The organism is Pseudomonas sp. EL_65y_Pfl2_R96 (genome assembly GCF_963970905.1).
GTDB lineage: Bacteria > Pseudomonadota > Gammaproteobacteria > Pseudomonadales > Pseudomonadaceae > Aquipseudomonas.
In genome coordinates this window covers 34,355-59,634 of record NZ_CAXAQH010000016.1, presented here as the reverse complement: position 1 = coordinate 59,634, position 25,280 = coordinate 34,355, and the positions used below count along the sequence as shown (strand labels likewise).

The following is a 25,280-nucleotide window of genomic DNA, read 5'->3' as shown; positions in this document are numbered from 1 at the left end:
GAGCTGATCAAAAAACAACCACTCCGTTGCACGCTATAGGTAGCATGGCCTGCAGGCCCTTTCACTCAGGTTATCCACAGGCGGTTCCACAGGCATTGTGGGTAAAGACCCACACCTCAATGACAACCTGATGACTGCCAGACCCGTTGGGCGCTGTGATGGAGGATGCCATGACGGCGCGCCAGGGCTTTGCGGTCCTTGCTGTAACCGCCGCCGATCACGCCGACCAGCGGAATATCCCGGCCCAGGCAATGACGCATCACGCTTTCGTCGCGAGCGGCGACGCCTTCGTCTGTCAGTTTCAGATAGCCCAAAGCGTCGTCCTTATGCACATCGACACCGGCGTCGTACAGCACCAGATCCGGTTGGTAGAGCGGCAGCAAATAGTTGAGCGCATCGTCCACTACCTTCAGGTAGTCGGCATCGCCCATGCCCATGGGCAACGGGATGTCCCAGTCGCTTTCGGCTTTGCGTGCAGGAAAGTTCTTTTCGCAGTGCAGGGAAACGGTCACTGCCTCCGGGGTGTTGTGCAGGATTCGTGCAGTCCCATCGCCCTGATGCACATCGCAGTCGAAGATCAGCACCCGATTCACCCGGCCACTTTCCAGCAGGCAATGGCTGATCACTGCCAGGTCATTGAAAATGCAGAACCCGGCGGGGTGATCGTAATGCGCGTGATGAGTGCCGCCGGCCAGGTGACAGGCCAAGCCATGTTCCAGTGCCTGTTCGGCCGCCAGCAGCGAACCGCCGACCGCTCGCACCGTGCGCCGGGCCAGTGCTTCGCTCCAGGGCAGGCCGAGGCGCCGCTGGTCTTCCCGGGACAACTCGCCGCCCATGTAGCGTTCGATATACGCAGGGTCATGAGCGAGGGCGAGAATATCCGCCGGGCACAGGTCCGGGCGCAGCAGGTCAGCGTCGCGGGTCAGGCCACTGTCCACCAGGTGATCGCGCAGCAAGCGAAACTTGTCCATGGGGAAGCGGTGATCCGCCGGGAACTCGGGACTGTAGTCTTCGTGGTAGATCAGAGGCAGGGGCATGGCTGATTTATCTAGGAAGGCCTGTAGGAATGAGTGAAGGATCCTACCAGCGATGTAGACTTGCGGCATGGAAACAGAGGGGAGGGGCACGATGGAGCCGATACTGGAACTCGAAAGCGCGCGACTGTTGTTGCGGCAGTGGCGTGACGAGGATTTGCCGGCGTTTGCGGCAATGTGTGCCGATCCACAGGTGATGCGTTATTTTCCGGCACCCTTGAGTCGACTGGAAAGCGCCTCGCTGATCGGACGGGTTCGCGGGCATTTTGCCGAGTATGGTTTTGGCCTCTGGGCACTCGAGCGCAAGGACACCGGGGCGTTCATCGGGTTTACCGGGCTGGGTGTGGTCGGCTTCGACGCGCCCTTCACCCCGGCCATCGAAATCGGCTGGCGCCTGGCGCGCGAGCACTGGGGCCTGGGGTATGCCAGTGAAGCGGCGTGGACCGCATTGCGCTGCGGGTTTGACCGGTTGGCACTGCAAGAGGTCGTGGCGTTCACCACCGAAACCAACATGCCTTCGCAAAAAGTCATGCAGGCGATTGGCATGCACCATGCCCCCGCCGATGACTTCGAGCACCCGAGTCTGGCAGCCGATCATCCGCTGCGCCCCCACGTGTTGTATCGCATCACCCGTGAACAATGGCTGGAAACCTTGCATGGATAAGCAGGCACGGACGTTTACAATGGCCCTCATGTTGAACCGGGCCATAAACTGAATCGACCGCCGCAGCCAAGGCTGCGCGGCATTGCTTTGTGTGAGGAGAGTCTGAATGAGCCAAGTGTTGGAAGATCTGGTAGACCTGCTGACCCTGGAACCGATTGAAGAAAACCTGTTCCGTGGCCGCAGCCAGGATCTGGGTTTTCGTCAGTTGTTCGGCGGCCAGGTGCTCGGCCAGTCCCTGTCGGCGGCCAGTCAGACAGTCGAAGCCGCGCGTCATGTGCATTCGATGCACGGTTACTTCCTGCGCCCGGGCGATGCCAAGTTGCCGGTGGTGTATCAGGTCGATCGGGTGCGCGATGGCGGCAGTTTCAGCACGCGCCGGGTGACGGCGATCCAGAAGGGCAACCCGATTTTCACCTGCAGCGCCTCGTTTCAGTACGATGAAGAAGGCTGCCAGCACCAGAGCGAAATGCCGCAAGTGGTCGGCCCGGAAAACCTGCCGTCGGAGCTGGAGCTCACCCAGCAGCGCGCGCACCTGATCCCTGAACACATGCGCGAAAAACTGCTGTGCCCGAAACCGATCGAAGTCCGTCCGGTGACCGAGAAAGATCCCTACAACCCGCAACCTGCCGATCCGGTCAAGTACGTCTGGTTCCGCGCCGACGGTGCGTTGGCCGACACCCCGGCGCTGCACAAATACCTGTTGGCCTACGCGTCGGACTTCGGCCTGCTGACCACCTCGATGTTGCCCCACGGCAAATCGGTCTGGCAGAAAGACATGCAGGTCGCCAGCCTCGACCACGCATTGTGGTTCCACGCCGACCTGCGTGCCGATGACTGGTTGCTGTACGCCATGGACAGCCCGTGGGCCGGCAACTCGCGCGGATTCTCCCGTGGCAGCGTGTTCAACCGTGCTGGGCAATTGGTGGCTTCGGTCACTCAGGAAGGCCTGATTCGTCATCGCAAGGATTGGGCATGAGCCTGGCCGAGGTGCGGCACTGGGTGTTCGACATGGACGGCACCCTGACAGTGGCGGTGCATGACTTCGCGGCAATCCGCGTGGCGTTGGCGATTCCCGCCGAAGACGACATTCTCACCCACCTCGCTGCGCTGCCGGCCGATGAAGCGGCGGCCAAGCACGCGTGGTTGCTGGAGCATGAGCGGGATCTGGCAATGGGTTCGAAACCGGCGCCGGGCGCGGTGGAGCTGGTGCGTGAGTTGGCCGGGCGCGGTTATCGTCTGGGCATTCTCACGCGCAATGCTCGCGAGCTGGCGCATGTCACGCTGGAGGCGATTGGTCTGGCCGACTGCTTTGCGGTGGAGGATGTACTGGGTCGCGATGAAGCGCCGCCCAAGCCGCATCCCGGTGGTCTGCTGAAACTGGCCGAGGCCTGGAAGGTGCCGGCGAGCGACATGGTGATGGTCGGTGATTACCGCTTTGATCTGGATTGCGGTCGGGCGGCGGGGACGCGGACGGTGCTGGTGAATCTGCCGGATAATCCGTGGCCGGAATTGACTGATTGGCATGCTGCCGATTGCGTGGTGTTGCGGCAGATGCTTTCGGCTTGAGAGATTGGTCATCTGATTAACCGCTATCGCGGGCAAGCCCGCTCCCACAAGGATGGTGCATAACCCTGTGGGAGCGGGCTTGCCCGCGATAGCGTCAGTTCAGGCACCACAAAAACTCACTGACCGAACAACGCCTTCTGCCCCTCAGGCGACGTAAACATCCCGTCCCCATTGTGCTCGACCCCAGGCACTTCGATCAGTTGCTGACTTAACCCCTGAGAATGGCGTTGCTTCAGATATTTGAAATAGTTGCGCCCACGAATCAATCGAGACGCACCCTGAGCTTTAGCCTCACAACTTTTATCCAGCGCCGGATGATTCGGATCAGTGTCCTGCTGGCCGAGTAAATAAACGATGTCACGTTTGACATAGTTCTCTTCGAGTTGCGCAGGCGTTTGCCCATTGGCATAAGCGGGCAGATCCGCCAGCCCATACTTCCAGCGATTGAAATTCGGGCACCCCGCATGACTGAACGCCACTGGCCGTTGCTCATTGAAGTAGGCGTACGACGAAGGATTGGCAATCACATAGCGCACCTTCACGCCTTCTGTATCGAGAGCGGGCTGAGGGTGACCCAGCAAGGCATAACGCTGAACCACCTGAGCACCGCCGGAGTGACCGGCGATGACGATTTGCTTCACGTCCGGAAACTGGCGCCGATCCCCCAGGCGAGCGATGATTTCGTCGAGTGCCGCATAGGAACTCAGGGTGAACGGCGCGGTGGATAAGCCGCCGGCCATCCAGTCATTGCCTTGCCAGCGTAAAACACTGTCAGGCACCGGATGGCTCGCGATGTCGGTTTCATTGAGAAACTGCGGGGCGAGCACCAAGGTGTTCGCGCTTTGCCCGGCCTGCTCGGTCGCGTGCTCGGCGCTCTGGCGGTAGGTTTCAGCATTGCGCAAACGACCATGGATGATGATCAGCACGCGTTCGATTTTCGCAGGCGTCGGGCCGATGCCCACCGCGATTTCGCCGGCGCTCAACAGCAGGCGCCCGGAACTGATCGCCTTGCCTCCCTGCTCGGCAGCCTGGGTGCTTGCGCAGGTGATCAACAGAACCAGCAGCCACTGACGCATCACAGAGTCTTCGCGGCAAAGGTATCGCACTGGCTGATCTGGCCTTGTGCGAATCCAGCCTTGAACCAGCGCACCCGCTGGGCCGAAGTGCCGTGAGTGAAGGAGTCCGGCACCACGCGGCCCTGACCTTGCTGTTGCAAGCGGTCGTCGCCGATGGCGTTGGCGGCGTTCAAGGCTTCTTCGATGTCACCGGGTTCCAGCCAGTTCAGGCGTTTTTGCGCATTGTTGGCCCAGACTCCGGCCAGGCAATCGGCCTGCAGTTCCTGACGCACCAGCAAACCGCCGTCGCCTTCCATTTGTCGGCCCTGCTGCCGAGCGGCCTGAATCTTCGCCGAAACGCCAAGCAGGGTCTGCACGTGGTGTCCGACTTCATGAGCGATCACGTAGGCCTGAGCGAAATCACCCGCAGCGGAAAAGCGTTGCGACATTTCCTGGAAGAAACTCGTGTCCAGGTAGACCTTCTGGTCTGCCGGGCAATAGAACGGACCGGTTGCCGACGTCGCCAGGCCGCACGCCGAGTTCACCCGATTGCTGAACAGCACCAGGGTCGGGTCTTTATATTGCCGACCGGCCTGCTGAAAAATCTGGCCCCAGGTGTCTTCGGTGTCGCCGAGGATCGAGCGTACGAATTCGGCCCCTTCATCATTGGCCGGTGGCGCCTGGCGGGTTTTTGGGGGGGCCGGGGCCGATTGTTCGCTCATCTGCCCGGTCAGTTGCCCGAGGATCTGCAACGGGTCCTGGCCGGTGATCCAGCCGATCCCGACGATCAACAGGATCGCCGTCAGGCTCAGGCCCTTGCCCCCGCCGAAGCGCATCCCGCCGCCGCCACCACCGACATCATCGCCACGGGCGTCGACCACGTTGTCGCTGCGTCGGCCTTTTTTCCAAAGCATGGGCGGATCCTCGTTTGAACATGGTGATGAGTGTTGCTGGTGAGTAAGCGTGGCGCCAGTCCGGTCGTCCGTCTTTTGCCGTGCGCGCACCATTTCAGACTTGTATTGAACACGGATAGCCCAGCGAATTCCTTCAGGCGATGGGTTTTTATCGAGTGGGGGACTGCTTGTCTCGACGGCGGCTAACGGACTCGCGGTTCCAGATTTCGCATTCGGTGGGTTGTCTTCTAGAATCGGGCAAATTTCGTGTGGAACCTCCCATGGCCGGCAGTCAGATCGAACGTGTTTTCAGCGTGCTGGAAAGCCTCACCAGTGAACCTCGTGGCCTGCCGATGCAGACGCTGGCAGAGCAACTGGATATCCCCAAAAGCGCGACTCATCGCCTGCTCGCCGAGCTGATCCGCCTGGGTTATGTGCGGCAGAATCCGGAGAACCTGCGTTATCACTTGTCGACCAGACTGGTGGCGATGGGTTTCCGTTACCTGTCCAGCAGCGGCGCCGATATCGTGCAGCCGGTGCTGGATCGTCTGGCCGAGGAAACCGGTGAACTGGTGCGCCTTGGCGTTATTGAAGGCGAGCGGCAGGTCTGGATCGCCAAGTCTCAAGGCGCCCGCTCGGGGCTTCGTTATGACCCGGACATGGGCCGTGATGCGCCGTTGTTCTACACCGCGTCGGGCCACGCATGGCTGGCGTGCATGAGCGATGCCGAAGCGTTGTCGTTGGTGGAACGTCAGGGCGACGTGCAACCGAAAGATCTGGGGCCGAACGCACCGCGCTCCAACATTGAATTGCTGGAGCGCCTGCGTCTGGCGCGGGAGCAGGGCTACGCCTGGGTCGAGGAGAGTTCGGCAGTGGGCACCTCGGCGATTGCGGCGGTGGTGCGCCATCCCGGCGATGGTCGAGTGATCGGTGTGCTGAGCATTGCCGGGCCAAGCGCACGGATGCCGGGGGCACGGCTGCATGAGTTGGCGCCGCTACTGTTGAAGTTTACTGAAGAGCTGTCTGCCGCAAGCCTGGCTTCTGAGTTGTTCAGCTGACGTTTAAAGATCGCAGCCTTCGGCAGCTACAGGGTTTGTGTAGGCGCTGCCGAAGGCTGCGATCTTTTAATCGTGTGCGCTGTTCGCACACTTTTGCGGTTCGCTTGTGTAAGAATCTGGAACCAGGTTCTAAATTATTGAAATTCACCCTTCCGACAATAATCACAAGAGGACTGCACCGTGTCTTTGCCCCTTCGCATCGCCCTGATCGGTGCTGGCAACATGGGCCGGCAGCATTACCAGCATCTGAAATCCCTGACGGAAGCGACCTTGTGCGCAGTGGCCGATCCCGGCCCACAAGCCGCAGGTCTTGCAGCCGAGTGGGGCGTGAGGTATTTCGCCGATCACCGTCAGATGCTGGAGCAGGTGCAGCCAGACGCGGTGATCGTCGCCAACCCGAACACGTTGCACGTCAGCACTGCGCTCGATTGCCTCGCCGTCGGCGTGCCGGTGCTGCTGGAAAAGCCGGTGGGCGTGTACATGGATGAAGTGCGCGAACTGGTGGCCGCGTCGAAAGCCACCGGCGTCCCCGTGCTGGTCGGCCATCACCGTCGGCACAATCCGTTGATCGTTCGCGCCCAAGAACTGGTTCAGGGCGGTGCTTTGGGGCAGCTGACGACGGTGACGGCGCTCTGGCAATTGCGCAAACCCGACAGCTATTTCGAAACACCATGGCGCCGCGAACCCGGTGCGGGGATGTTGCTGACCAACCTGATTCATGACCTCGATCTGCTGCGGCATCTGTGCGGCGAAGTTCGGCAGGTGCAGGCAATCACCAGCAATGCGGTTCGCGGGTTTGCCAACGAAGATTGTGCGGCGGTGTTGCTGCAATTCGACAATGGCGCACTGGGCAGCCTGACCGGTTCCGACGCAGTGGCGGCACCCTGGAGTTGGGAACTGGATTCCGGCGAGAACCCGGTGTATCCGCGCCAGGCCGATCAGCCGTGTTATCTGTTGGCCGGGACGGGCGGTGCGCTGAGCATTCCACAGCTCAAGCGCTGGCACTATGCCGACGTCGATGGGGGCTGGCATCAACCGCTGCTGCCGGTGCAGGAGAGCTTCAGCGCCGATGAAGCGTTGCGTTTGCAGTTGCAGCATTTCGTGCGCGTGGCGCGCCGGGAAGTCGAACCATTGGTGAGCGCTGCCGATGCTGCGCGCACCCTGGCGCTGATTGACGCAATCCGCGAGGCCGCCGAAACCGGTCGCGCCTGCACCCCGATGTTGATCGAGGAGTGAACATGAGTGAACGGATCTTTTCCCTGGCCAGTCTGACGGTACTGGAGTTGTCACCACCGGAGAGGGTCGAGGTCGCAGCACGGGCCGGTTACAGCCATGTCGGATTACGCCTGGAACCTGCGACACCCGAAGAACATCACTTTGCGCTGGTAGCCGATGTCGGGTTACGGCGCAGGACGCTGGAGCGTTTGCGCGACACCGGCATTCGTGTGCTGGATGTTGAAATCCTGCGTCTTGAACCGCAAACCATCGTTGCCGACTTCGAGAAGATTCTGGCGGTCGGAGCGGAGTTTGGTGCCAGTGAATTGCTGGTGGCCGGTAACGATTCTGACGAACAGCGACTCACCGAGAATTTCGCCCGGCTCTGTGATCTGGCGGCACCTTACGGGCTGCATCCGCATTTGGAGTTCATGCCGTGGACCGATGCGCGCAACCTCCAACAAGCGGTGCGCGTCGTCGAAAAAGCTGACCGTGAAAACGGCGCGGTGTTGGTGGACGCGTTCCATTTCGACCGATCGGGTTCGCGGCTGGAAGATCTGGCCAAGGTAGCACCGTCACGGTTACGGTATGCACAGCTGTGCGATGTTGCGGGGCCACGGTCAGCGGACATGGCGGAGATTTTGCGTCAGGCCCGTAACGAACGACGTTTTCCGGGCGATGGCGATTGTGATCTGGTGGGGTTGTTGCAGTGTTTGCCGGCTGATATTCCGTTGAGCCTGGAGGTTCCCACTGTGAAGTTGCTGGAGCAGGGCGTAAGCGGGTTACAGCGGGCGCGGATGGCGTTGGATAAAACCCGGGAATTGTTGGCGCGCCTTTGAACCTGTGGCGAGGGAGCTTGCTCCCGTTCGGCCGCGAAGCGGTCGTCAACGATCTGTCATATGAAGTGACGGAACACCTTTGCTGATTTGGGGACTGCTGCGCAGTCCAGCGGGAGCAAGCTCCCTCGCCACATTCTGATTTGATTCCAGAGGCCTTGCATGACCGTCAGCACCCCGCTCTCCGGCGTAAACCAACCCTTCAAAGGGATTCTGCTGATCGTCGTCGCGACCTTCCTGTTTTCCAGTCACGACGCTTTGTCGAAGTATCTATCGGGCTTCTACCCCATCGTCATGGTGGTCTGGGCTCGCTATGTGATTCACACCCTACTGATGGCCGGGATATTTCTGCCGCAATCCGGGCTGCGAGTCCTGCGCACCAAACGGCCGTTGCTGCAGTTGCTCAGAGCGTTGTGCCTGTTGGGCACCAGTTTGTTTTTCACCACCGGTTTGCAGTACATCCCGCTGGCCGAAGCCACGGCGGTCAACTTCCTTGCCCCGGTGTTGGTGACCGCGCTATCGGTGCCACTGCTGGGTGAGCGGGTCACCCGTGGGCAATGGATCGCGGTGATTTGCGGATTTATCGGCGTATTGATCATCGTCCACCCCGGCGGTGATCTGTTCACGCCAGCGGTATTACTGCCGCTCTGCTCGGCGCTGTTTTTCTGCTTCTATCAATTGCTCACCCGCAAGCTCAGTGAAATCGACAGCCCGACCACCAGTAACTTCTTCGCCGGCCTGTGCAACACCCTGGTGATGAGCGCACTGGTGCCGTTCTTCTGGAAAGTGCCAAGCCTTGGGCATGGATTGATGATGGTTGCACTGGGCGCCTGCGGGATGACGGCGCACCTGTTTCTGACCCAGGCTTTCCGTCACGCCGCCCCCGCGCTGCTGGCACCGTTCGGCTATTGCCAGATTGTCTTTGCCGGGTTGCTGGGTTGGTTGCTGTTTTCTCACACGCCGACCCTGACCACGGTGGTCGGGATCGCGGTGATTTGCTGCAGCGGGTTGGCGGCGGCGTGGCAACAAAGCCGCCGCTGAGGCCAGTCAAAACCTGAAGCGCACCACCAGGTTTTGCAGGCCGGCCGCCAGTCGCGACAGCTCCTGGCTGGTGGCGCTGGTCCGGGTCGCGGCGTCGGCGCTTTCCAGCGACAGGTCGCGAATGTTCAGCAGATTGCGATCCACCTCACGGGCCACCTGGGCCTGTTCCTCCGAGGCACTGGCGATCACCAGATTACGTTCATGGATCTGCTCCATCGCCCGGGTGATTTCTGCCAGCGCCAGCCCGGCCTGTTCAGCAATCGACAGGGTTTCGGCGACACGCTGACTGTTGTCGTGCATCGACACCACTACACTGTCGGTGTCGCCCTGAACCCGCCCGATCATCTGTTCGATCTCCCGGGTCGATTGCTGAGTGCGATGCGCCAGCGCCCGAACTTCGTCGGCCACCACCGCGAAACCACGTCCGGCTTCCCCGGCCCGCGCGGCTTCGATCGCGGCGTTGAGCGCGAGCAGATTGGTCTGTTCGGCGATGGCGCGGATCACATCCAGCACCTTGCCGATTTCCCGGGACTGCTCGGCCAGGGTCTGAACCTGTTGCAGTGCGAGGCCCGCATTGCTGCTCATCGCCTGAATCGAATCCAGTGTTTCAATCACCCGTGCCTGGCCCTGACTGGCTTGCTGCGTGGATTGGCGAGTGCTGTCGGAAGTCGACACCGCGTTGCGCGCGACTTCTTCCACCGCGACGGTCATTTCGTTGACGGCCGTGGCGGCCTGCTCGATTTCATTGTGTTGCTGTTGCAGCCGACTGGAGTCCTGGTGAGTGCTCTGATTCATTTGCAGGGCGGCGGCCGCCAGTTGAGTCGAAGTGCCGCTGATCAATTGCAGGGTTTCCCGCAGGCTGGTCTGCATGGCCGACAGGGCCTTGAGCAAGCGTGCGGTTTCATCGGCGCCGTGGCTGCGGATCGGTTGACTCAGGTCACCGGCGGCCACTTGCTCGGCCACCTCGACTGCCTGGCGGATTGGCATGACGATGCTGCGAATCAACAGCCAGGCCAGGCACAGGGTCAGGAGTGCGACTGCTATCAGCGCACCGATAACCGTGATTTTTACCTGGTTGTAGAGCGAGTCGGCCTGGTTGGCCGACAGGCTGACTTCGTTAGCGGCAAGGGCCATCAATTCGGCGAACTGGTCACCGGTCTGAGTCGAGTAGTCCTGGATTTTGCTGTTGAGCAACGCGGTCATTTCTTCGCTGCGGTTCTCCCGCGACAGCGCTTCGTATTGCGCCAGCGCCTGCCGGTAGTTCGTGACGGTGGCGACGAATTTTTCGTACGGCCCCCGGTTGTAATCACCGACCAGCGGGGTGAATTTTTCCAGTGTCTGCGCAAGCCAACCCTGCACTTGATGCAGGCGTGTGACGGTGGCATCGAGCACTTTTGGATCGCGGTTGAGCGCCATGCGCAGGCTGAGTACGCGAATGCTCAGGATGTAGTCGCGGATTTCACCCAGGTAGCGAATGCTGGGCAGAGAGATGTTTTCAGTGTGCTGGCCGGTGGCGCGGACTTGCGCGACCTGTTTGAGGGCGAACAGCCCCTGCAACAGGACCAGCAAGGCGATGACGCCGAAGCTGATCACGGCACGCTTGGCGATGCTCAAGTTACCTGGCGACATGGTTTGTCTCTGTGGCTTTGAGAAAAAAGGGGTGAATTCATAAACCGCGCACATAAAAAAACGCAGGCCCGGGATCAGGCCTGCGTTTGAGATGAATCAATCTTTTATGGTCGGAATCTTGCGCGGTGCCATGAAGTACAGCCAGGTCAGCGCGATGAAGTACATCGCCGGAATGATGGTGAACAGCACGGTGTAGTTGTTGTTGGTGATCGTCAGAATGTGGCCGACCAACTGGGTCATGAACATCCCGCCGATCGCCGCGCACATCCCGCCGAAGCCGAACACCGTACTCATCATGTGCTTGGGTGTGTAGTCCATCACCAGGCTCCAGATGTTCGCGGTCCAGGCCTGGTGAGCGCCGATGGCCAGGGAGATGGCGAACACCGCGAGCCACAGGCTGCTCGAGCCGGCGGCCATGACCACGCCGATGATGCAGCAGGCGAACAGGAACATGGACATCAGTCGTGCCTTGATCGGGTTGATCCCGCGACCGATCAGGAACGAGGACAGGATCCCGCCGCCGACACTGCCGAAGTCAGCCGTGAGGTAGATGATGATCAGCGGGATACCCATCTGGGTCACGTTGATCCCCAGGTTGTATTGCTGATTGAGGAACGGCGGCAGCCAATACAGGTAGAACCAGAACACTGGCGCGGTGATCGAGTAGGCCAGGGCGAAGGCCCAGGTGCCTCGCATGCGCAGGATTCGTGAGAACGGTACGCGGGATTGTTCCGGTTCGACTTCATTCTGGATGTAGTCCAGTTCCGATTGTTTGACGCTCGGGTGGTCTTCCGGATTGAAGTACTTCAGCCCCCAGAACAGCAACCAGATGGCGCCCAGTGCCGCGATGCACAGGAACGCGGCTTGCCAGCCCCAGGCATGGAGGATCAGCGGCAACAGCATCGGTGTGAACATCGCACCGACGTTGGTCCCGGCGTTGAAGATGCCGGTGGCCACGGCGCGTTCGCCGGCGGGGAACCACAACCGGGTGGTTTTCACGCAGGCCGGGTAGTTGGCGGCTTCGGTCAAACCGAGAATGAACCGGCAAACCATGAAGCCCACCGCCGAAGTGGCCAGGCCATGAGCGCCGGTGGCCAGGCTCCAGAGCAGTACCGCGCAGAAGAACACGCGTTTCACGCCGACCCGGTCGATCAACCGGCCTTGCAGCACGAAACCGACGGCGTAGCCGACCTGGAACCAGAAGTTGATGTTGGCGTAATCCATCGCCGTCCAGCTCATTTCCTTGGCCAGGATCGGCTGCATGACGCCCAGGGCGGCGCGGTCGATGTAGTTCAGGGTGGTGGCGAAAAACACCAGCGCCAGCATCCCCCAACGGGTTTTGCCGACCGCCATGGCGCCGCGGATTTTGTCGCCGATGCCGCCAGTGGCGACGCTTTGGGCCGGAGCCACGTGAGAGCTTTGAGAAGGAAACATGTGTGCCATCCGTTCAATGACTGACAAGCGAGGCTTGTCGGGACTTCAAGGGCGCGTGATCAATCGACGGCGACAGGCGCGGGTGTGATTGATCGGCTGAGGGGTTCTCGTCAGGTGACGACAACGTTTTATTCAGCGAGCGGCACGGTTCGGCCGAGGGAACGCGAGGTTCGGATGGACGCCAGGCTAGGCGTGAGGGCGGTGGAGCAAGCAAACAAGGCGTTGAATGAGTGCATGAGCGTGTACCCGTTTTTTGAAATTTTTATGTGGTGTTCAGGGTCTTTGGTAACCGAGTCCATGGGGTCGTGACCGGACTCAATGTGCTGTCGATGGTGCGCAGTGGACGAAAAATCGTCAATTCGCCAACCGCCATTGTGTTCGATAATCGCCCGCAAAACTAACCGGGTAGTACACTTTGAATTGCTGTGTGGATTCGTCAAGCCAATAATTTACCCAAGACAAACGCTACCCCTGTAGGAGCTGCCGAAGGCTGCGATCTTTTGATCTTGATTCTGACGCCTGACCTATTGCTGAAGGCAAAGTCAAAAGATCGCAGCCTTCGGCAGCTCCTACGCCCTGACAAGAAATTTCCCTACCACCGGGAGTCCATACATGCAGCGTTCCATTGCCACCGTTTCCTTGAGCGGCACCCTGCCGGAAAAACTCGAAGCCATTGCCGCCGCCGGTTTTGACGGGGTGGAGATTTTCGAGAACGACCTTCTCTATTACGACGGAAGCCCGCGAGAAATCAAACAGATGTGCGCCGATCTCGGGATCGCCATCACACTGTTTCAACCCTTTCGGGATTTCGAAGGTTGCCGCCGCGATCGCCTGCCGCGCAATCTGGAGCGGGCCGAGCGCAAGTTCGATTTGATGCAGGAACTGGGCACCGACCTGGTGCTGGTGTGCAGCAACGCTTCGGCCGACTCCATCGGTGATGAACAGATCCTGATTGATGATTTGCGCCAGCTCGCAGAACGGGCCGGTATTCGTGGCCTGCGGATCGGCTATGAAGCGCTGGCCTGGGGCAGGCATGTGAACACGTATCAACAGGTGTGGAACATCGTTCGCCAGGCCGACCACCCGAGCCTCGGCGTGTTGCTGGACAGTTTTCATACGCTGTCGCTCAAGGGCGACCCGAGCGCCATCGCCGAGATTCCCGGCGACAAGATCTTCTTCGTGCAAATGGCCGACGCGCCGATCCTGGCCATGGATGTGCTGGAGTGGAGCCGACACTTCCGCTGTTTCCCGGGCCAGGGTGAATTCGATCTGCCGGGCTTCCTCGCGCCGATCATCAAGAGTGGCTACACCGGGCCGCTGTCGCTGGAGATCTTCAACGACGGCTTCCGTGCCGCACCGCCACGGGCCAACGCCGCCGACGGTTTGCGTTCGTTACTGTATCTGGAAGAGAAAACCCGCCAGCGTCTGGAGCAGCAAGCCACGCCTGTGGCCAATCGCGACATTCTGTTCGATACCCCAGGCGCCAGCGAATACAACGGCATCGAGTTTCTTGAATTCGCGGTGGACGAAAGCCTTGGCGCCAAGCTGGCCCATTGGCTGGAGCGGCTGGGTTTCGTCAAGGCCGGGCAACACCGCTCCAAGAGTGTCAGCCTGTTGCGTCAGGGCGATATCAACCTGATCCTCAACTCCGAGCCTTACTCGTTCGCCCACAGTTTTTTCGAGGCCCACGGTCCATCGCTGTGCGCCACCGCCGTGCGGGTCAAGGACAGCACCAGTGCACTGGCCCGCGCCGTTGCGTACAAGGGGCAACCCTATCGCGGGCTGGTAGGCCCCAATGAGCTTGAACTGGCAGCGGTTCGTGCGCCGGATGGCAGCCTGATTTACTTGGTGGACCAGGACGCCGACGTCTACGGCACCGACTTCAACCTGCAACCGACGGCCGTCGCCAGCGGTGGCCTCAAGCGCATCGATCACATGGCGATGGCACTGCCCGCCGACAGCCTCGACAGCTGGGTGCTGTTTTACAAAAGCCTGCTGGATTTCGAGGCCGACGATGAAGTGGTGTTGCCTGACCCGTATGGTTTGGTGAAGAGCCGCGCATTACGCAGCCGCTGCAGTTCGATCCGCTTGCCGCTGAACATTTCCGAGAACCGCAACACTGCTATCTCACATGCGTTGTCGAGTTATCGCGGTTCCGGCGTGCATCACATCGCTTTCGATTGTGACGACATTTTTGCCGAAGTCAGCCGCGCGAAGGAGGCCGGCGTGCCGCTGCTGGATATCCCGCTCAACTACTACGATGACCTCGCCGCGCGGTTCGATTTCGACGACGAATTCCTCAGCGAGCTGGCCTACTTCAACGTGCTCTACGACCGCGATGCTCAGGGTGGCGAGCTGTTTCATGTTTACACCGAGCCGTTCGAAGGACGGTTCTTTTTTGAAATCATCCAGCGCAAAAACGGCTACGCGGGTTACGGCGCGGCCAACGTGGCAGTGCGACTGGCGGCCATGGCAAAATCACGAACTGGTGGCGTACGTCAGGCAAAGTTGTAGGAAAATCGTAAACATGGGTACAAAACCGCTGCCGCGCGACTTCCTTCACCGGGCGCAGCGGCCCATAATCGCCCACTTGTGTAGTGATGGCCGTGAGCCCGCAATGACAATAATTTCAGAACTCTCCGTAGCGCCCGAAAAGCCAATTGCCGAGCCTCGCAAGAGTCGCAAGAACAACCCGGAAAAAACCCGCGAGAACATCCTTCAAGAGGCCATTGTCGAGTTCGTCCAGCAGGGGCTTTCCGGTGCCCGGGTCGATGCAATCGCCGAGCGCATCCACACCTCCAAACGCATGATCTATTACTACTTCGGCAGTAAGGAACAGCTCTACGTCGAGGTGCTGGAGAAACTCTACGGGGATATCCGCAGCACCGAGAGCCGTTTGCACCTGGCCGAACTGGCGCCGGTGGAGGCGATTCGGCGGTTGGTGGAATTCACCTTCGATCACCATGATCGCAACGTCGATTTCGTGCGTATCGTCAGCATCGAGAACATTCACAACGCCGAGTATGTGAAGCGCTCCGATGCGATCAAGGCGATGAACAACACCATCCTCGATTCACTGGGTGAGATTTTGCGTCGCGGGGCCGAAGCGGGTGTATTCCGCGGCGGCCTCGATCCGCTGGATGTGCACCTGCTGATCAGTTCGTTTTGCTTCTATCGCGTGTCGAACCGTCATACCTTCGGTGAGATCTTTCAGATCGACTTGCCGGACGAAAGCATCAAGCAGCGTCATCGGGAGATGATCTGCGAGTCGGTGTTGCGCTACCTGCAGGCCTGATTTCCAGGGCCCTTAAAAGATCGCAGCCTGCGGCAGCTCCAGAGACCGGTGTGTACCCGGACATTTGCAGGAGCTGCCGCAGGCTGCGATCTTTTGATCTTCAACCATTCATGCTCTGAAAATGCGCCAGCATCCGCTGGGCATCCGGCACCACCCCGCTGAATAATTCAAACGCCTTCACTGCCTGAAACACCGCCATGTTGCCGCCATCCAGGGTTCGGCAACCCAGCGCGCGAGCGTTGCGCAGCAGTTCGGTTTCCAGTGGGAAGTAAACGATCTCTGCTACCCATAGATCGGCCCGAAGCAGCTCTGCCGGCACGGGCATGCCCGGCAGTTTTTTCATGCCCATCGGCGTGGTATTGACCAGTCCGTCCGCCTGACCCAGCGTGCCTGACAAGTCATGACCGGCCACGGCGCGGCCAAAACCAAAATGCTGATTGAGGTTGTTCGCCAGCGACTGAGCCCGGCTGTGATCCACATCGAAAATACTCAGCAGTTGTACGCCTTCGCTCAATAGTGCGTGGGCCACCGCCGCGCCTGCACCCCCTGCACCCATTTGCACCACACGCTCACGGGCAACGTCCTTCAGGCCACGGCGAAACCCTTCGGCAAAACCCAGGCAATCGGTGTTATGGCCGATACGTTTCCCGTCCTTCAGCACCACCGTGTTCACCGCGCCAATGCCGCGGGCTTCCGGCGACAATTCGTCGAGCAACGGGATGATCGTCTGCTTGCACGGGAAGGTAATGTTCAACCCGGTGAAGTTCATGCGTTCGGCGGCCATCAGCAGGTCGGGCAGGGCGCCGCTGTCGAGTTTCAACTGATCCAGATCGATCAACCGATACAGGTAGCGCAAACCCTGCGCATCACCTTCATGCTCGTGTAGCGCCGGGGTGCGGGAAGCCTGAATGCCGGCGCCGATCAACCCGGCGAGTACCACGGTGTTCTGTGTCATGACGCTTAATCCTTCAAACGTTGGCTGAAATGCTCCAGCGCCAAACGATAGCCGTGGCTGCCGAAACCGCACATGACCGCCGTGGCGATGGACGAGACAAAGGAGTGATGCCGGAAAGGTTCGCGGGCATGGACATTGGACAGGTGCACTTCGATCACCGGCAGTTCGCTGGCGACCAGGGCATCGCGAATGGCGACCGAGGTGTGAGTCCAGGCGGCCGGGTTGATGACGATCCCGGCGCAGCGGCCACGGGCGGCATGAATCCAGTCGAGCAGTTCGCCTTCATGGTTGGTCTGGCGAAACTCCACCTTCAGGCCGAACTCTTCGGCTGCGCGACCGCACAGTGATGAAATATCCGCCAGGGTTTCGTGGCCATAAGTCGCCGGTTCACGGGTGCCAAGCAGGTTCAGGTTCGGGCCGTTGAGCACCAGAACGATAGGGGACATCGGTTCTCTCCACTTATTATTTTTGGCGTTGGCCGAGGGTTTCAGCCTGTGGAGATAAATTGTACTAACTGGTTAATCCGGTCAATTGAAGAGGTGCTGCAACGGTTTTTTGTGTGCGGTGATCGGACATATGCCAAAAGATCGCAGCCTTCGGCAGCTCCTGCAGGTGCACGCGTTTCAAAGGTAGGTGCTGCCGAAGGCTGCGATCTTTTCAGCGAGGCAGATGCTCAACCAGAAAATCGATAAACGCCCTGAGCCGCAACGGCACATGGCGGCTCTGCGGATACAGCAAAGTGAAGGGACGCGAACGCCCGCCATAGGGCTTGAGCACTTCAACCAGCGAGCCATCCGCCAGTTCGTTTTCGACGATGAAACGATAGGTTTGAAACAGTCCTGCGCCGTGTTTCGCCAGCGTCACGCCACCCAATACATCATCGGAACAGCAGTAATTACCCTCGGCCAAAATCTCCAGCGGCACGCCGTTATCGTTGAACAGCCAGGCAATCCGCCGCCCGTTGCTGGGTAGCTCGAACTGGATGCATTCGTGGTGCGCCAGGTCGTCGAGGGTTTGTGGAGTGCCGGCACGCTTCAGATAGTCAGGGCTGGCAATCATCACCAGCGCGGCGTCCTCCAGCGGCCGGGCAATCAGCCCGGAATCGGGAATGGCGCGCACACGGATTGCCATGTCGTAGCCTTCGCCGACGAAATCGATGTTGCGATTGCTGATGTGCGCCTCGACCTTCACGGCGGGAAAGCGCGCCCGAAACGCGGGCAGCAAGGGCAGGATGCGATGGTGGGCATAGGTGGTGGGAATGCTGATGCGCAAGGTGCCGGAGGGTGCCTGCTGTTGGCCCATGACTTCGCGCTGAGCCTCGACCAGTTGCGCAAGGGCTAGGCGACACTCCTCGAAATAACGCCGGCCACTGTCGGTCAGCTTGACGCTGCGTGTGGTACGCGCGAACAGCCGCACACCCAGACGTTCTTCCATCCGCGACACCGAGCGGCTGACGGCGGCCGGCGTCACACCCGCCACCAGGGCCGCGGCGGTAAAGCTGCCGGCTTCGGCGGCCAGGCAAAACAGTTCGATGCTGCCCAGCTGAAGATCGTCGAAATGTCGCTGCATGATTGATTACACCGGGAATCAAATGAAATGCCTGAGGCTGTATTTATCAAATAAGGGCGCACAAATACAGAGCGTTTCAATCGCCCACAAAAAAGCCGTCCCGGGGACGGCTGGTTTGTGTGTAGGGATGTAATCAACGACGGGTCAACAACACTCCGGATTCCATGTGATGGGTCCATGGAAACTGGTCGAACATCGCACATTGAGTGATGCGGTGAGTGTCGTGCAGTTGGGCGATGTTGGCCGCGAGAGTTTCCGGGTTGCAGGAAATGTAGAGGATGTTGTCGAAGCGCCGGGTCAGCTCGCAAGTGTCCGGGTCCATGCCGGCGCGGGGCGGGTCGACGAACACGCTACCGAACTCGTAGCTCTTGAGGTCGATGCCGTGCAGGCGACGGAACGGGCGAACTTCGTTCAGGGCTTCGGTCAGCTCTTCGGCGGATAAACGCACCAGCGTGACGTTATCCACCGCATTTTCGCTCAGGTTGCTGAGCGCAGCGTTGACCGAGGTCTTGCTGATTTCGGTGGCCAGCACTTTGCGCACGCGGGTAGCGAGTGGCAGGGTGAAGTTGCCATTGCCGCAATACAGCTCCAGCAAATCGTCGGAACGATCGCCGAGGGCGTCATACGCCCAGTTGAGCATCTTCTGGTTCACCGTGCCGTTGGGTTGGGTGAACGCGCCTTCCGGCTGGCGATAGCTGAAGGTGCGACCGCTGACTTCAAGTTTCTCGACCACGTAATCGTGACCGATCACTTCGCGTTTGCCCTTCGAACGGCCAATGACACTGACGTTCAGCTCGGCCGCCAGCTTCGACGCCGCCGCGTGCCAGTGCTCGTCCAGCGGGCGGTGGTAGCACAGGGTGATCATCGCATCGCCAGCCAGCGTGGTCAGAAACTCTACCTGGAACAGCTTGTGGCTCAGGGCAGCACTCGCTTGCCACGCCGCCTTGAGTTGCGGCATCAATTGGTTGATGCGCAGGCTTGCGATCGGGAATTCCTCGATCAGGATCGGCGTGCGTTTGTCTTCCTGAGAAAACATCGCGTAATGGCGCTCGCCGGCCTCACGCCACAGGCGGAACTCGGCACGCAGGCGGAAGTTTTTCAGCGGCGAGTCGAACACTGCGGGTTCGGGGGCACCGAATGGGGCCAGCAGGTCACGCAGGCGCGTGACCTTTTCTTCGAGCTGTGCGGCGTAAGCCTGGGAATCAAAAGTCATGCGTTGAACCAACCCAACTTGATCACGAACAGAATCGACAGAATCACCAGCGCCGAATTCAGTTCACGGCCGCGACCGGACAACAATTTGGCGGCGGTCCAGGCGATGAAACCGAAGGCGATGCCGTTGGCGATGGAATAAGTGAACGGCATGGCCAGGGCGGTGACCACGACCGGTGCGGCGACGGTGATGTCGTCCCAGTCTATTTCCGCCAGGCCAGATGTCATCAGTACGGCGACGAACAGCAATGCAGGCGCGGTGGCGAAGGCTGGAACGCTGGCCGCCAATGGCGAGAAAAACAGCGCCAGCAGGAACAGAATTGCCACCACGACAGCGGTCAGGCCGGTGCGGCCACCGGCACTCACGCCGGCTGCGGATTCGATGTAACTGGTGGTGGTCGAGGTGCCCAGCAAGGAACCGGCCATGGCCGCGGTGCTGTCGGCGATCAGGGCGCGGCCCATTTTCGGCATGTGACCGTCCTTGCCCATCAGGCCAGCGCGTTTGGCAACGCCAATCAGGGTGCCGGAGTTGTCGAACAGATCGACGAACAGGAAGGCGAAGATCACGCTGACCAGACCGATGTTCAGTGCGCCTTTGATATCCAGTTGCAGAAAGGTCGGGGCCAGCGATGGCGGCATCGACATCACGCCGCCGAACGGGCTGAAGCCCAACAGGATGGAGACGATGGTCACCGACAGAATGCCGATCAGTACCGCACCTCGCACTTTCAGGGCTTCAAGCGCCACGATCAGGGCAAAACCGAGGCTTGCGAGAATCGGCGCCGGTTGCGTCAGATCACCGAGGCCGACCATGGTTACCGGGTTGCTGACCACGATACCAGCGTTGTGCAGGGCGATCAGCGCCAGGAACAGGCCGATACCGGCGGCAATCGCCGAGCGTAGCGCCAGCGGGATGCTGTTGATGATCCATTCGCGGATGCGGAAGATCGACAACAGGAAAAACATCACCGCCGAGAGGAACACCGCGCCCAGTGCCACTTGCCAGGTGTGGCCCATGTGCAGAACCACGGTGTAAGTGAAGAAGGCGTTCAGCCCCATGCCCGGCGCGAGGGCGATCGGGTAGTTGGCGATCAGGCCCATGGTCGTCGAGCCGATGGCGGCTGCCAGGCAGGTGGCGACAAACACCGCGCCCTTGTCCATGCCGGTCTCGCCGAGGATGCTCGGGTTGACGAACAGAATGTAGGCCATGGCCAAAAAGGTCGTGACGCCCGCCAGAATCTCGGTCCGCACGTTGGTGTTGTGTGCCTTGAGTTGAAACAGCCTTTCCAGCATGTCTGCTCCCCGTGGCGCGCCCGGCGCCGTGAATGTATCGACCTCAACAGCAAAGCACAGACCGCCGTAGGCGCCTGGGAAATTTCTGTGGGTCGGAAAAAGCCGCGCATCATACCAGCAGCGTAGGGTTATGGCTGCTTATGGCTACGATCGTCGTCGATGTTTTGCCCAAAAGGGAACTGCGCCATACTGCGCTCTGTTTTTTTGGGGGGAGAGGGAAGGGTGAATATGAAGTGCATGAACAGGCGTGCGGTTACCGCATTCGCAATATTGATCGCATTGTTCCTGGGGGCGCAAATCGCCTCGGCAGCGACGGCGCCCCCGTTGAGCCAGGTAAAGGTACTCAAGGTCGAATCGCCAGGCTGTGGCTTTGAAAGTATCGCGGACGGCCAGGCGCAAACCCGTTGCGACCACAAGGGGCCGAACATCAAGGTTTACGTGCTGGAAGTCGGCTACGGTCGCCAGGCCCATGTCGCGCTGGACGGTTTCGAGGTGGATGGCACCCGGACCAAAGTCTGCGCGTTCGATAACGGCAATCTGACGGATTGCTCTGAACGGACCAAGGTGGTCGGCTTTTTGTACATCTTCGACCTGAAGGGCAAGCAGGACGGCAACTTCACTTTCAGCAACACCTCGATCAACGCACCGGGCAACACGATGTCGACCCAGCTTTACATCAAGTAACAGCCAGGCTCGAACAAGGGACAGGAAAGCTGACTACGCTTTAAAGATCATCCTGTGGACCGCGCCCATGACCTTTAGAGCCCTGATTACCCTCGCCGAGGGCATCGACGATCTGCAAACCGTGACCCTGATCGATGTGCTGCGCCGCGCCAAGGTCGAAGTGGTGGTGGCCAGCATCGAGTCGCGACGCATGCTCACCTGCGCTCGCGGCACCCGCTTGACCGCCGATGCGATGTTGGTGGATTTGCTGGCCCAGCCTTTCGACCTGATCGTTCTGCCCGGCGGTGTCGTGGGGGCGCAGCATTTGGCGGCTCACCAACCCCTGCAACAATTGATCAAGGACCAGGTGGCAGCCGGACGCCTGTTCGCCGGTATTGCCGACTCTCCGGCGCTGGCACTGCAAACCTTTGGCGTACTGCGTCAGCGGCGCATGACCTGCCTGCGCACTGTCAGTCATCAACTGTCAGGCTGCAACTTCATCGATCAACCGGTCGTGGTCGACGGCAACTGCATCACCGCCCAGGGGTCGGGCGCCGCGCTGGAGTTTGCGCTGACGCTGGTGGAGCAACTCTGTGGCAAAGCCACGCGGTCGACGGTGGCGGGGGAGTTGGTGGTTTAGAGAGCGCCCTGGACAGACTGCGTCATGCCCTGACTGCTTCCACCGGCACATGCATGCGGTCGCGGTTGGCCAGGGTCGGGAACAGTTTGATCCACGCCCCGGTCACCACCAGCGTGCCGACGCCGCCCATGACCACCGCTGGCACGGTGCCGAACCAGTGGGCCGTCAGGCCGGACTCGAACTCGCCTAGCTGATTCGAAGCGCCGATGAACAAACCATTCACGGCACTGACCCGGCCGCGCATTTCGTCCGGGGTTTCCAGTTGCACGAACGAGGCGCGGATCACCATGCTGATCATGTCCGCCGCACCCAATACCACCAGCACGGCGAGGGAAAACCAGAACGAGGTCGACAAGCCGAAAGCGATCGTCGCCACGCCGAATACGCCCACGGCGGTGAACATGACCCGTCCGACGTTGCGCTCCACGGCAAATCGCGCCAGCAACAGCGACATCAGCAGCGCACCCACCGCCGGGGCCGAACGCAACAGGCCCAGCCCCCAGGGGCCGGTCAGCAGAATATCTTTGGCGAACACCGGCAGCAGCGCGGTCGCGCCACCCAGCAGGACGGCAAACAGGTCCAGGGAAATTGCTCCGAGAATGTCCGGGCGGCTGCGAATGAAGCGGATGCCTGCCAGCAGCGAATCCAGGGTCGCCTTGCCCTTGTTCAGCGGCGTCTGCCGGGCCGGGAGGTTGAGCATCAGCGTACAGGCGATGAGGTAGAGGATCACCGTCGGGCCATACACCCAGACGCTGCCGAAGGCGTAGAGCAAACCGCCCAGCGCCGGGGCGACGATGGTCGCCGATTGTTGCGCAGATTGCGCGGCGGCAACCGCGCGGGGGAACAGGGCGCTGGGCACGATGCTCGGCAGCAAGGCCTGGGTCGTTGGCATCTCAAAGGAGCGGGCGGCACCCAGCAGGAACGCGAGGATGAAGATCATCTCCCGGGTGACATGGTCGGTCGCGCTGCCGATGGCCAGCGACAGGGCGATCAACGCTTGCAGGGACTGACAGATCGCCGCGACCTTACGCCGGTCGTAGCGGTCCGCGACATGCCCGGTGTGCAGCATGAACAACACCCGCGGGGCAAACTCCACCAGCCCCACCAGACCCAGATCGAGCACGTTGCCGGTCAGTTGATAAAGATTCCAGCCAATGGCCACGGTCAGCATCTGAAAACCGCTGGCGGTAAATACCCGAGCCAGCCAAAACGCGATAAACGGGCGGTGATGACGTAACAGCAAGGGCGCTTGGCTGGGCATCTGAGGCAGGTCTTGAGCGAGGGAAGGGCGAGATTATCACCTACCTGTAACCAGAGGTTGCGAGGGCGGGAAATTTAGTTAGCTAGACACCGATCTGCGGAGCAGACGAAATCCCGTGTGGCGAGGGAGCTTGCTCCCGCTGGGCTGCGAAGCAGTCCTGAACCTGCCATCTCATTCCCACAGGCATATCGCATTACCCGGTTTTACGACTGCTGCGCAGCCGAGCGGGAGCAAGCTCCCTCGCCACAGGGAATGTATTGCAGTTCATGACCAAACCCGTGAGGCAACCTGTCACGCGGCAATAGACCACACCGTCCATCGGCAAAAATGCGACTACTCTTTCAACATTGCTTGATCCAGATCAAGACCCTTCGTGGAATTGATCGGGTGGCCTGATGGCCAGATTCCCTACGTTGTGATGATGGTAGAAAAAGAACGAATTCAAATTCGCCACACTCCATATCCGTGGGGGCAGTGGGTGCAGGCCGCAAGCCTTCAGCCGGTATTACCTGACAGAGGAAGACTTATGTTCGGTTTGGAGGCACTTGATCTCGCCCGGATTCAGTTTGCGTTCACCATTTCGTTCCACATCCTGTTCCCGGCCATCACCATTGGCCTGGCGAGTTACCTGGCGGTGCTCGAAGGCCTGTGGCTGAAGACGCACAATGACACTTACCGCGATCTGTACCATTTCTGGTCGAAGATCTTTGCCGTCAACTTCGGTATGGGCGTGGTGTCCGGTTTGGTCATGGCCTATCAGTTCGGTACCAACTGGAGCCGATTCTCGGATTTCGCCGGTTCCGTGACCGGGCCGTTATTGACCTACGAAGTACTCACCGCCTTTTTCCTCGAAGCCGGTTTCCTTGGCGTCATGCTGTTCGGCTGGAACAAGGTCGGGCGCAAGCTGCACTTCTTCGCCACGGTCATGGTGGCCATCGGCACCCTTATTTCGACCTTCTGGATTCTGGCCTCCAACAGTTGGATGCAGACTCCGCAAGGCTACGAAATCATCAATGGCCAGGTCATCCCGGTGGACTGGCTGGCGATTATCTTCACCCCGTCGTTCCCTTACCGCCTGATGCACATGGCCACGGCGGCGTTCGTGGCTACCGCTTTCTTCGTCGGTTCGTCGGCGGCCTGGCACTTGTTGCGTGGCAAGGACAACCCGGCGATCCGCACCATGCTCTCGATGGCCATGTGGATGGCCTTGATCGTGGCGCCGATTCAGGCCGTCATCGGTGACTTCCACGGCCTCAATACCCTTAAGCACCAGCCGGCGAAAATCGCTGCGATCGAAGGCCACTGGGAAAATGTTGGCGATGAACCGACCCCGTTGATCCTGTTCGGCTGGCCGGACATGAAAGCCGAAAAGACCAAATTCGCGGTCGAGATTCCGTATCTGGGCAGCCTGATCCTGACCCACACCATGGACAAGCAAGTACCGGCGCTCAAGGAGTTCCCGCCTGAAGACCGGCCGAATTCGACCATCGTCTTCTGGTCGTTCCGGATCATGGTCGGCCTGGGTTTCCTGATGATCTTCACCGGTCTGTGGAGCCTGTGGCTGCGCAAGCGTGACAAGCTGTATACCTCGCGTCCGTTCCTGTACCTGGCGTTGTGGATGGGGCCGTCCGGTCTGATCGCGATCCTCGCCGGCTGGTTCACCACTGAAATCGGTCGTCAGCCATGGGTGGTTTATGGGCTGATGCGCACGGCGGATGCGTCCTCCGGGCACAGCTTCGTGCAGATGAGCATCACCTTGATCATGTTCGTTGTGGTGTATTTCGCGCTGTTCGGTGCCGGCCTTGGCTACATGATGCGCCTGGTGCGCAAAGGGCCGAAGGTCGACGAAGGCAAGGAAACCAACGAAGGCGGTCCTGGCCAGAAACGTACGCCGGCCCGTCCGCTGTCCGCAGCCGATGACAACGGTGACGGTGATCACAACCACAGCCTGAACAAGGAGATTTGAA

The 25,280-nt window shown here is 60.2% G+C and carries 23 protein-coding genes; 12 read left to right on the top strand and 11 right to left on the bottom strand.

Annotation, left to right across the window (positions count from 1 at the left end; all coding sequences use genetic code 11):
* Nucleotides 1-116: 116 nt before the first annotated feature.
* Nucleotides 117-1,037: a histone deacetylase family protein gene (locus AACY49_RS17245; protein WP_339525295.1), complete on the bottom strand. Its 921-nt coding sequence runs from the start codon at nucleotides 1,035-1,037 to the stop codon at nucleotides 117-119.
* A gap of 91 nt (nucleotides 1,038-1,128) precedes the next feature.
* Between AACY49_RS17245 and AACY49_RS17240 the strand changes: the two genes are divergently transcribed.
* The 3 genes from AACY49_RS17240 to AACY49_RS17230 all read left to right on the top strand — a co-directional run bounded on the left by AACY49_RS17240 (nucleotide 1,129) and on the right by AACY49_RS17230 (nucleotide 3,264).
* Complete coding sequence (locus AACY49_RS17240) at nucleotides 1,129-1,698, top strand: GNAT family N-acetyltransferase (protein ID WP_258698958.1); 570 nt, start codon at nucleotides 1,129-1,131, stop codon at nucleotides 1,696-1,698.
* Between the two features lie 106 nt (nucleotides 1,699-1,804).
* A complete protein-coding gene (tesB, locus tag AACY49_RS17235; protein ID WP_339525292.1) occupies nucleotides 1,805-2,674 on the top strand; it encodes an acyl-CoA thioesterase II in 870 nt (289 codons plus the stop codon).
* On the top strand, nucleotides 2,671-3,264 hold the full coding sequence (locus AACY49_RS17230; protein WP_339525290.1) for an HAD family hydrolase: 594 nt from the start codon (nucleotides 2,671-2,673) through the stop codon (nucleotides 3,262-3,264). The genes tesB and AACY49_RS17230 overlap by 4 nt, the downstream gene beginning before the upstream one ends.
* Nucleotides 3,265-3,380: 116 nt before the next feature.
* Here the strand turns inward: AACY49_RS17230 and AACY49_RS17225 are convergent, their stop codons facing one another.
* On the bottom strand, nucleotides 3,381-4,340 hold the full coding sequence (locus tag AACY49_RS17225; RefSeq protein ID WP_339525288.1) for an alpha/beta hydrolase: 960 nt from the start codon (nucleotides 4,338-4,340) through the stop codon (nucleotides 3,381-3,383).
* Complete coding sequence (gene ypfJ / locus AACY49_RS17220) at nucleotides 4,340-5,233, bottom strand: KPN_02809 family neutral zinc metallopeptidase (protein ID WP_320393229.1); 894 nt, start codon at nucleotides 5,231-5,233, stop codon at nucleotides 4,340-4,342. The genes AACY49_RS17225 and ypfJ overlap by 1 nt, the downstream gene beginning before the upstream one ends.
* Before the next feature lie 260 nt (nucleotides 5,234-5,493).
* Between ypfJ and AACY49_RS17215 the strand changes: the two genes are divergently transcribed.
* The 4 genes from AACY49_RS17215 (at nucleotide 5,494) to AACY49_RS17200 (ending at nucleotide 9,362) form a co-directional block, all read left to right on the top strand.
* Nucleotides 5,494-6,270, top strand: a complete 777-nt coding sequence (locus AACY49_RS17215; RefSeq protein WP_339525285.1) for an IclR family transcriptional regulator — start codon at nucleotides 5,494-5,496, stop codon at nucleotides 6,268-6,270.
* A 180-nt stretch (nucleotides 6,271-6,450) separates the two neighbouring features.
* Nucleotides 6,451-7,506: a Gfo/Idh/MocA family protein gene (locus AACY49_RS17210; RefSeq protein ID WP_339525283.1), complete on the top strand. Its 1,056-nt coding sequence runs from the start codon at nucleotides 6,451-6,453 to the stop codon at nucleotides 7,504-7,506.
* 2 nt (nucleotides 7,507-7,508) lie between these two features.
* Nucleotides 7,509-8,324 carry a sugar phosphate isomerase/epimerase family protein gene (locus AACY49_RS17205; protein WP_339525281.1) on the top strand — a complete coding sequence of 272 codons (816 nt, stop codon included), beginning with the start codon at nucleotides 7,509-7,511 and terminating at the stop codon, nucleotides 8,322-8,324.
* 159 nt (nucleotides 8,325-8,483) lie between these two features.
* The gene (locus AACY49_RS17200) at nucleotides 8,484-9,362 is read left to right on the top strand and encodes a DMT family transporter (protein WP_258698965.1); all 879 of its coding nucleotides are present in this window, start codon (nucleotides 8,484-8,486) and stop codon (nucleotides 9,360-9,362) included.
* Nucleotides 9,363-9,368: 6 nt separating this feature from the next.
* Here the strand turns inward: AACY49_RS17200 and AACY49_RS17195 are convergent, their stop codons facing one another.
* Nucleotides 9,369-10,991, bottom strand: coding sequence for a methyl-accepting chemotaxis protein (locus tag AACY49_RS17195; protein WP_258698966.1), 1,623 nt, complete (start codon nucleotides 10,989-10,991; stop codon nucleotides 9,369-9,371).
* Nucleotides 10,992-11,087: 96 nt separating this feature from the next.
* Nucleotides 11,088-12,425 carry an MFS transporter gene (locus tag AACY49_RS17190; RefSeq protein WP_258698967.1) on the bottom strand — a complete coding sequence of 446 codons (1,338 nt, stop codon included), beginning with the start codon at nucleotides 12,423-12,425 and terminating at the stop codon, nucleotides 11,088-11,090.
* 612 nt (nucleotides 12,426-13,037) lie between these two features.
* On the opposite strand from AACY49_RS17190, the gene quiC reads away from it, so the two are divergent.
* Entirely contained in the window at nucleotides 13,038-14,939 is a 1,902-nt protein-coding gene (quiC, locus tag AACY49_RS17185; RefSeq protein ID WP_258698968.1) for a 3-dehydroshikimate dehydratase QuiC, read from the top strand.
* 103 nt (nucleotides 14,940-15,042) lie between these two features.
* A complete protein-coding gene (locus tag AACY49_RS17180; protein WP_258698969.1) occupies nucleotides 15,043-15,720 on the top strand; it encodes a TetR family transcriptional regulator in 678 nt (225 codons plus the stop codon).
* 100 nt (nucleotides 15,721-15,820) lie between these two features.
* On the opposite strand, the gene AACY49_RS17175 is transcribed toward AACY49_RS17180, so the two are convergent.
* The 5 genes from AACY49_RS17175 to AACY49_RS17155 form a co-directional block, all read right to left on the bottom strand.
* Nucleotides 15,821-16,675 carry a shikimate dehydrogenase gene (locus tag AACY49_RS17175; RefSeq protein WP_339525277.1) on the bottom strand — a complete coding sequence of 285 codons (855 nt, stop codon included), beginning with the start codon at nucleotides 16,673-16,675 and terminating at the stop codon, nucleotides 15,821-15,823.
* Between the two features lie 5 nt (nucleotides 16,676-16,680).
* Nucleotides 16,681-17,121 carry a type II 3-dehydroquinate dehydratase gene (aroQ, locus tag AACY49_RS17170; RefSeq protein WP_258698971.1) on the bottom strand — a complete coding sequence of 147 codons (441 nt, stop codon included), beginning with the start codon at nucleotides 17,119-17,121 and terminating at the stop codon, nucleotides 16,681-16,683.
* Nucleotides 17,122-17,332: 211 nt separating this feature from the next.
* Nucleotides 17,333-18,244, bottom strand: coding sequence for a LysR family transcriptional regulator (locus AACY49_RS17165; RefSeq protein ID WP_258698972.1), 912 nt, complete (start codon nucleotides 18,242-18,244; stop codon nucleotides 17,333-17,335).
* A gap of 133 nt (nucleotides 18,245-18,377) precedes the next feature.
* Complete coding sequence (trmA, locus tag AACY49_RS17160) at nucleotides 18,378-19,457, bottom strand: tRNA (uridine(54)-C5)-methyltransferase TrmA (protein ID WP_258698973.1); 1,080 nt, start codon at nucleotides 19,455-19,457, stop codon at nucleotides 18,378-18,380.
* The gene (locus tag AACY49_RS17155) at nucleotides 19,454-20,749 is read right to left on the bottom strand and encodes an NCS2 family permease (protein WP_339525274.1); all 1,296 of its coding nucleotides are present in this window, start codon (nucleotides 20,747-20,749) and stop codon (nucleotides 19,454-19,456) included. Before AACY49_RS17155 ends, trmA begins: the two co-directional genes overlap by 4 nt.
* A 228-nt stretch (nucleotides 20,750-20,977) precedes the next feature.
* On the opposite strand from AACY49_RS17155, the gene AACY49_RS17150 reads away from it, so the two are divergent.
* Both AACY49_RS17150 and AACY49_RS17145 read left to right on the top strand, forming a co-directional pair.
* On the top strand, nucleotides 20,978-21,433 hold the full coding sequence (locus AACY49_RS17150) for a YolA family protein (protein WP_258698975.1): 456 nt from the start codon (nucleotides 20,978-20,980) through the stop codon (nucleotides 21,431-21,433).
* A gap of 67 nt (nucleotides 21,434-21,500) precedes the next feature.
* Nucleotides 21,501-22,052, top strand: a complete 552-nt coding sequence (locus AACY49_RS17145; protein WP_339525271.1) for a DJ-1 family glyoxalase III — start codon at nucleotides 21,501-21,503, stop codon at nucleotides 22,050-22,052.
* Between the two features lie 22 nt (nucleotides 22,053-22,074).
* Here the strand turns inward: AACY49_RS17145 and AACY49_RS17140 are convergent, their stop codons facing one another.
* Complete coding sequence (locus AACY49_RS17140) at nucleotides 22,075-23,313, bottom strand: MFS transporter (RefSeq protein WP_339525269.1); 1,239 nt, start codon at nucleotides 23,311-23,313, stop codon at nucleotides 22,075-22,077.
* A 526-nt stretch (nucleotides 23,314-23,839) separates the two neighbouring features.
* Between AACY49_RS17140 and AACY49_RS17135 the strand changes: the two genes are divergently transcribed.
* A complete protein-coding gene (locus AACY49_RS17135; protein ID WP_339525267.1) occupies nucleotides 23,840-25,279 on the top strand; it encodes a cytochrome ubiquinol oxidase subunit I in 1,440 nt (479 codons plus the stop codon).
* Nucleotide 25,280 lies beyond the last annotated feature (1 nt).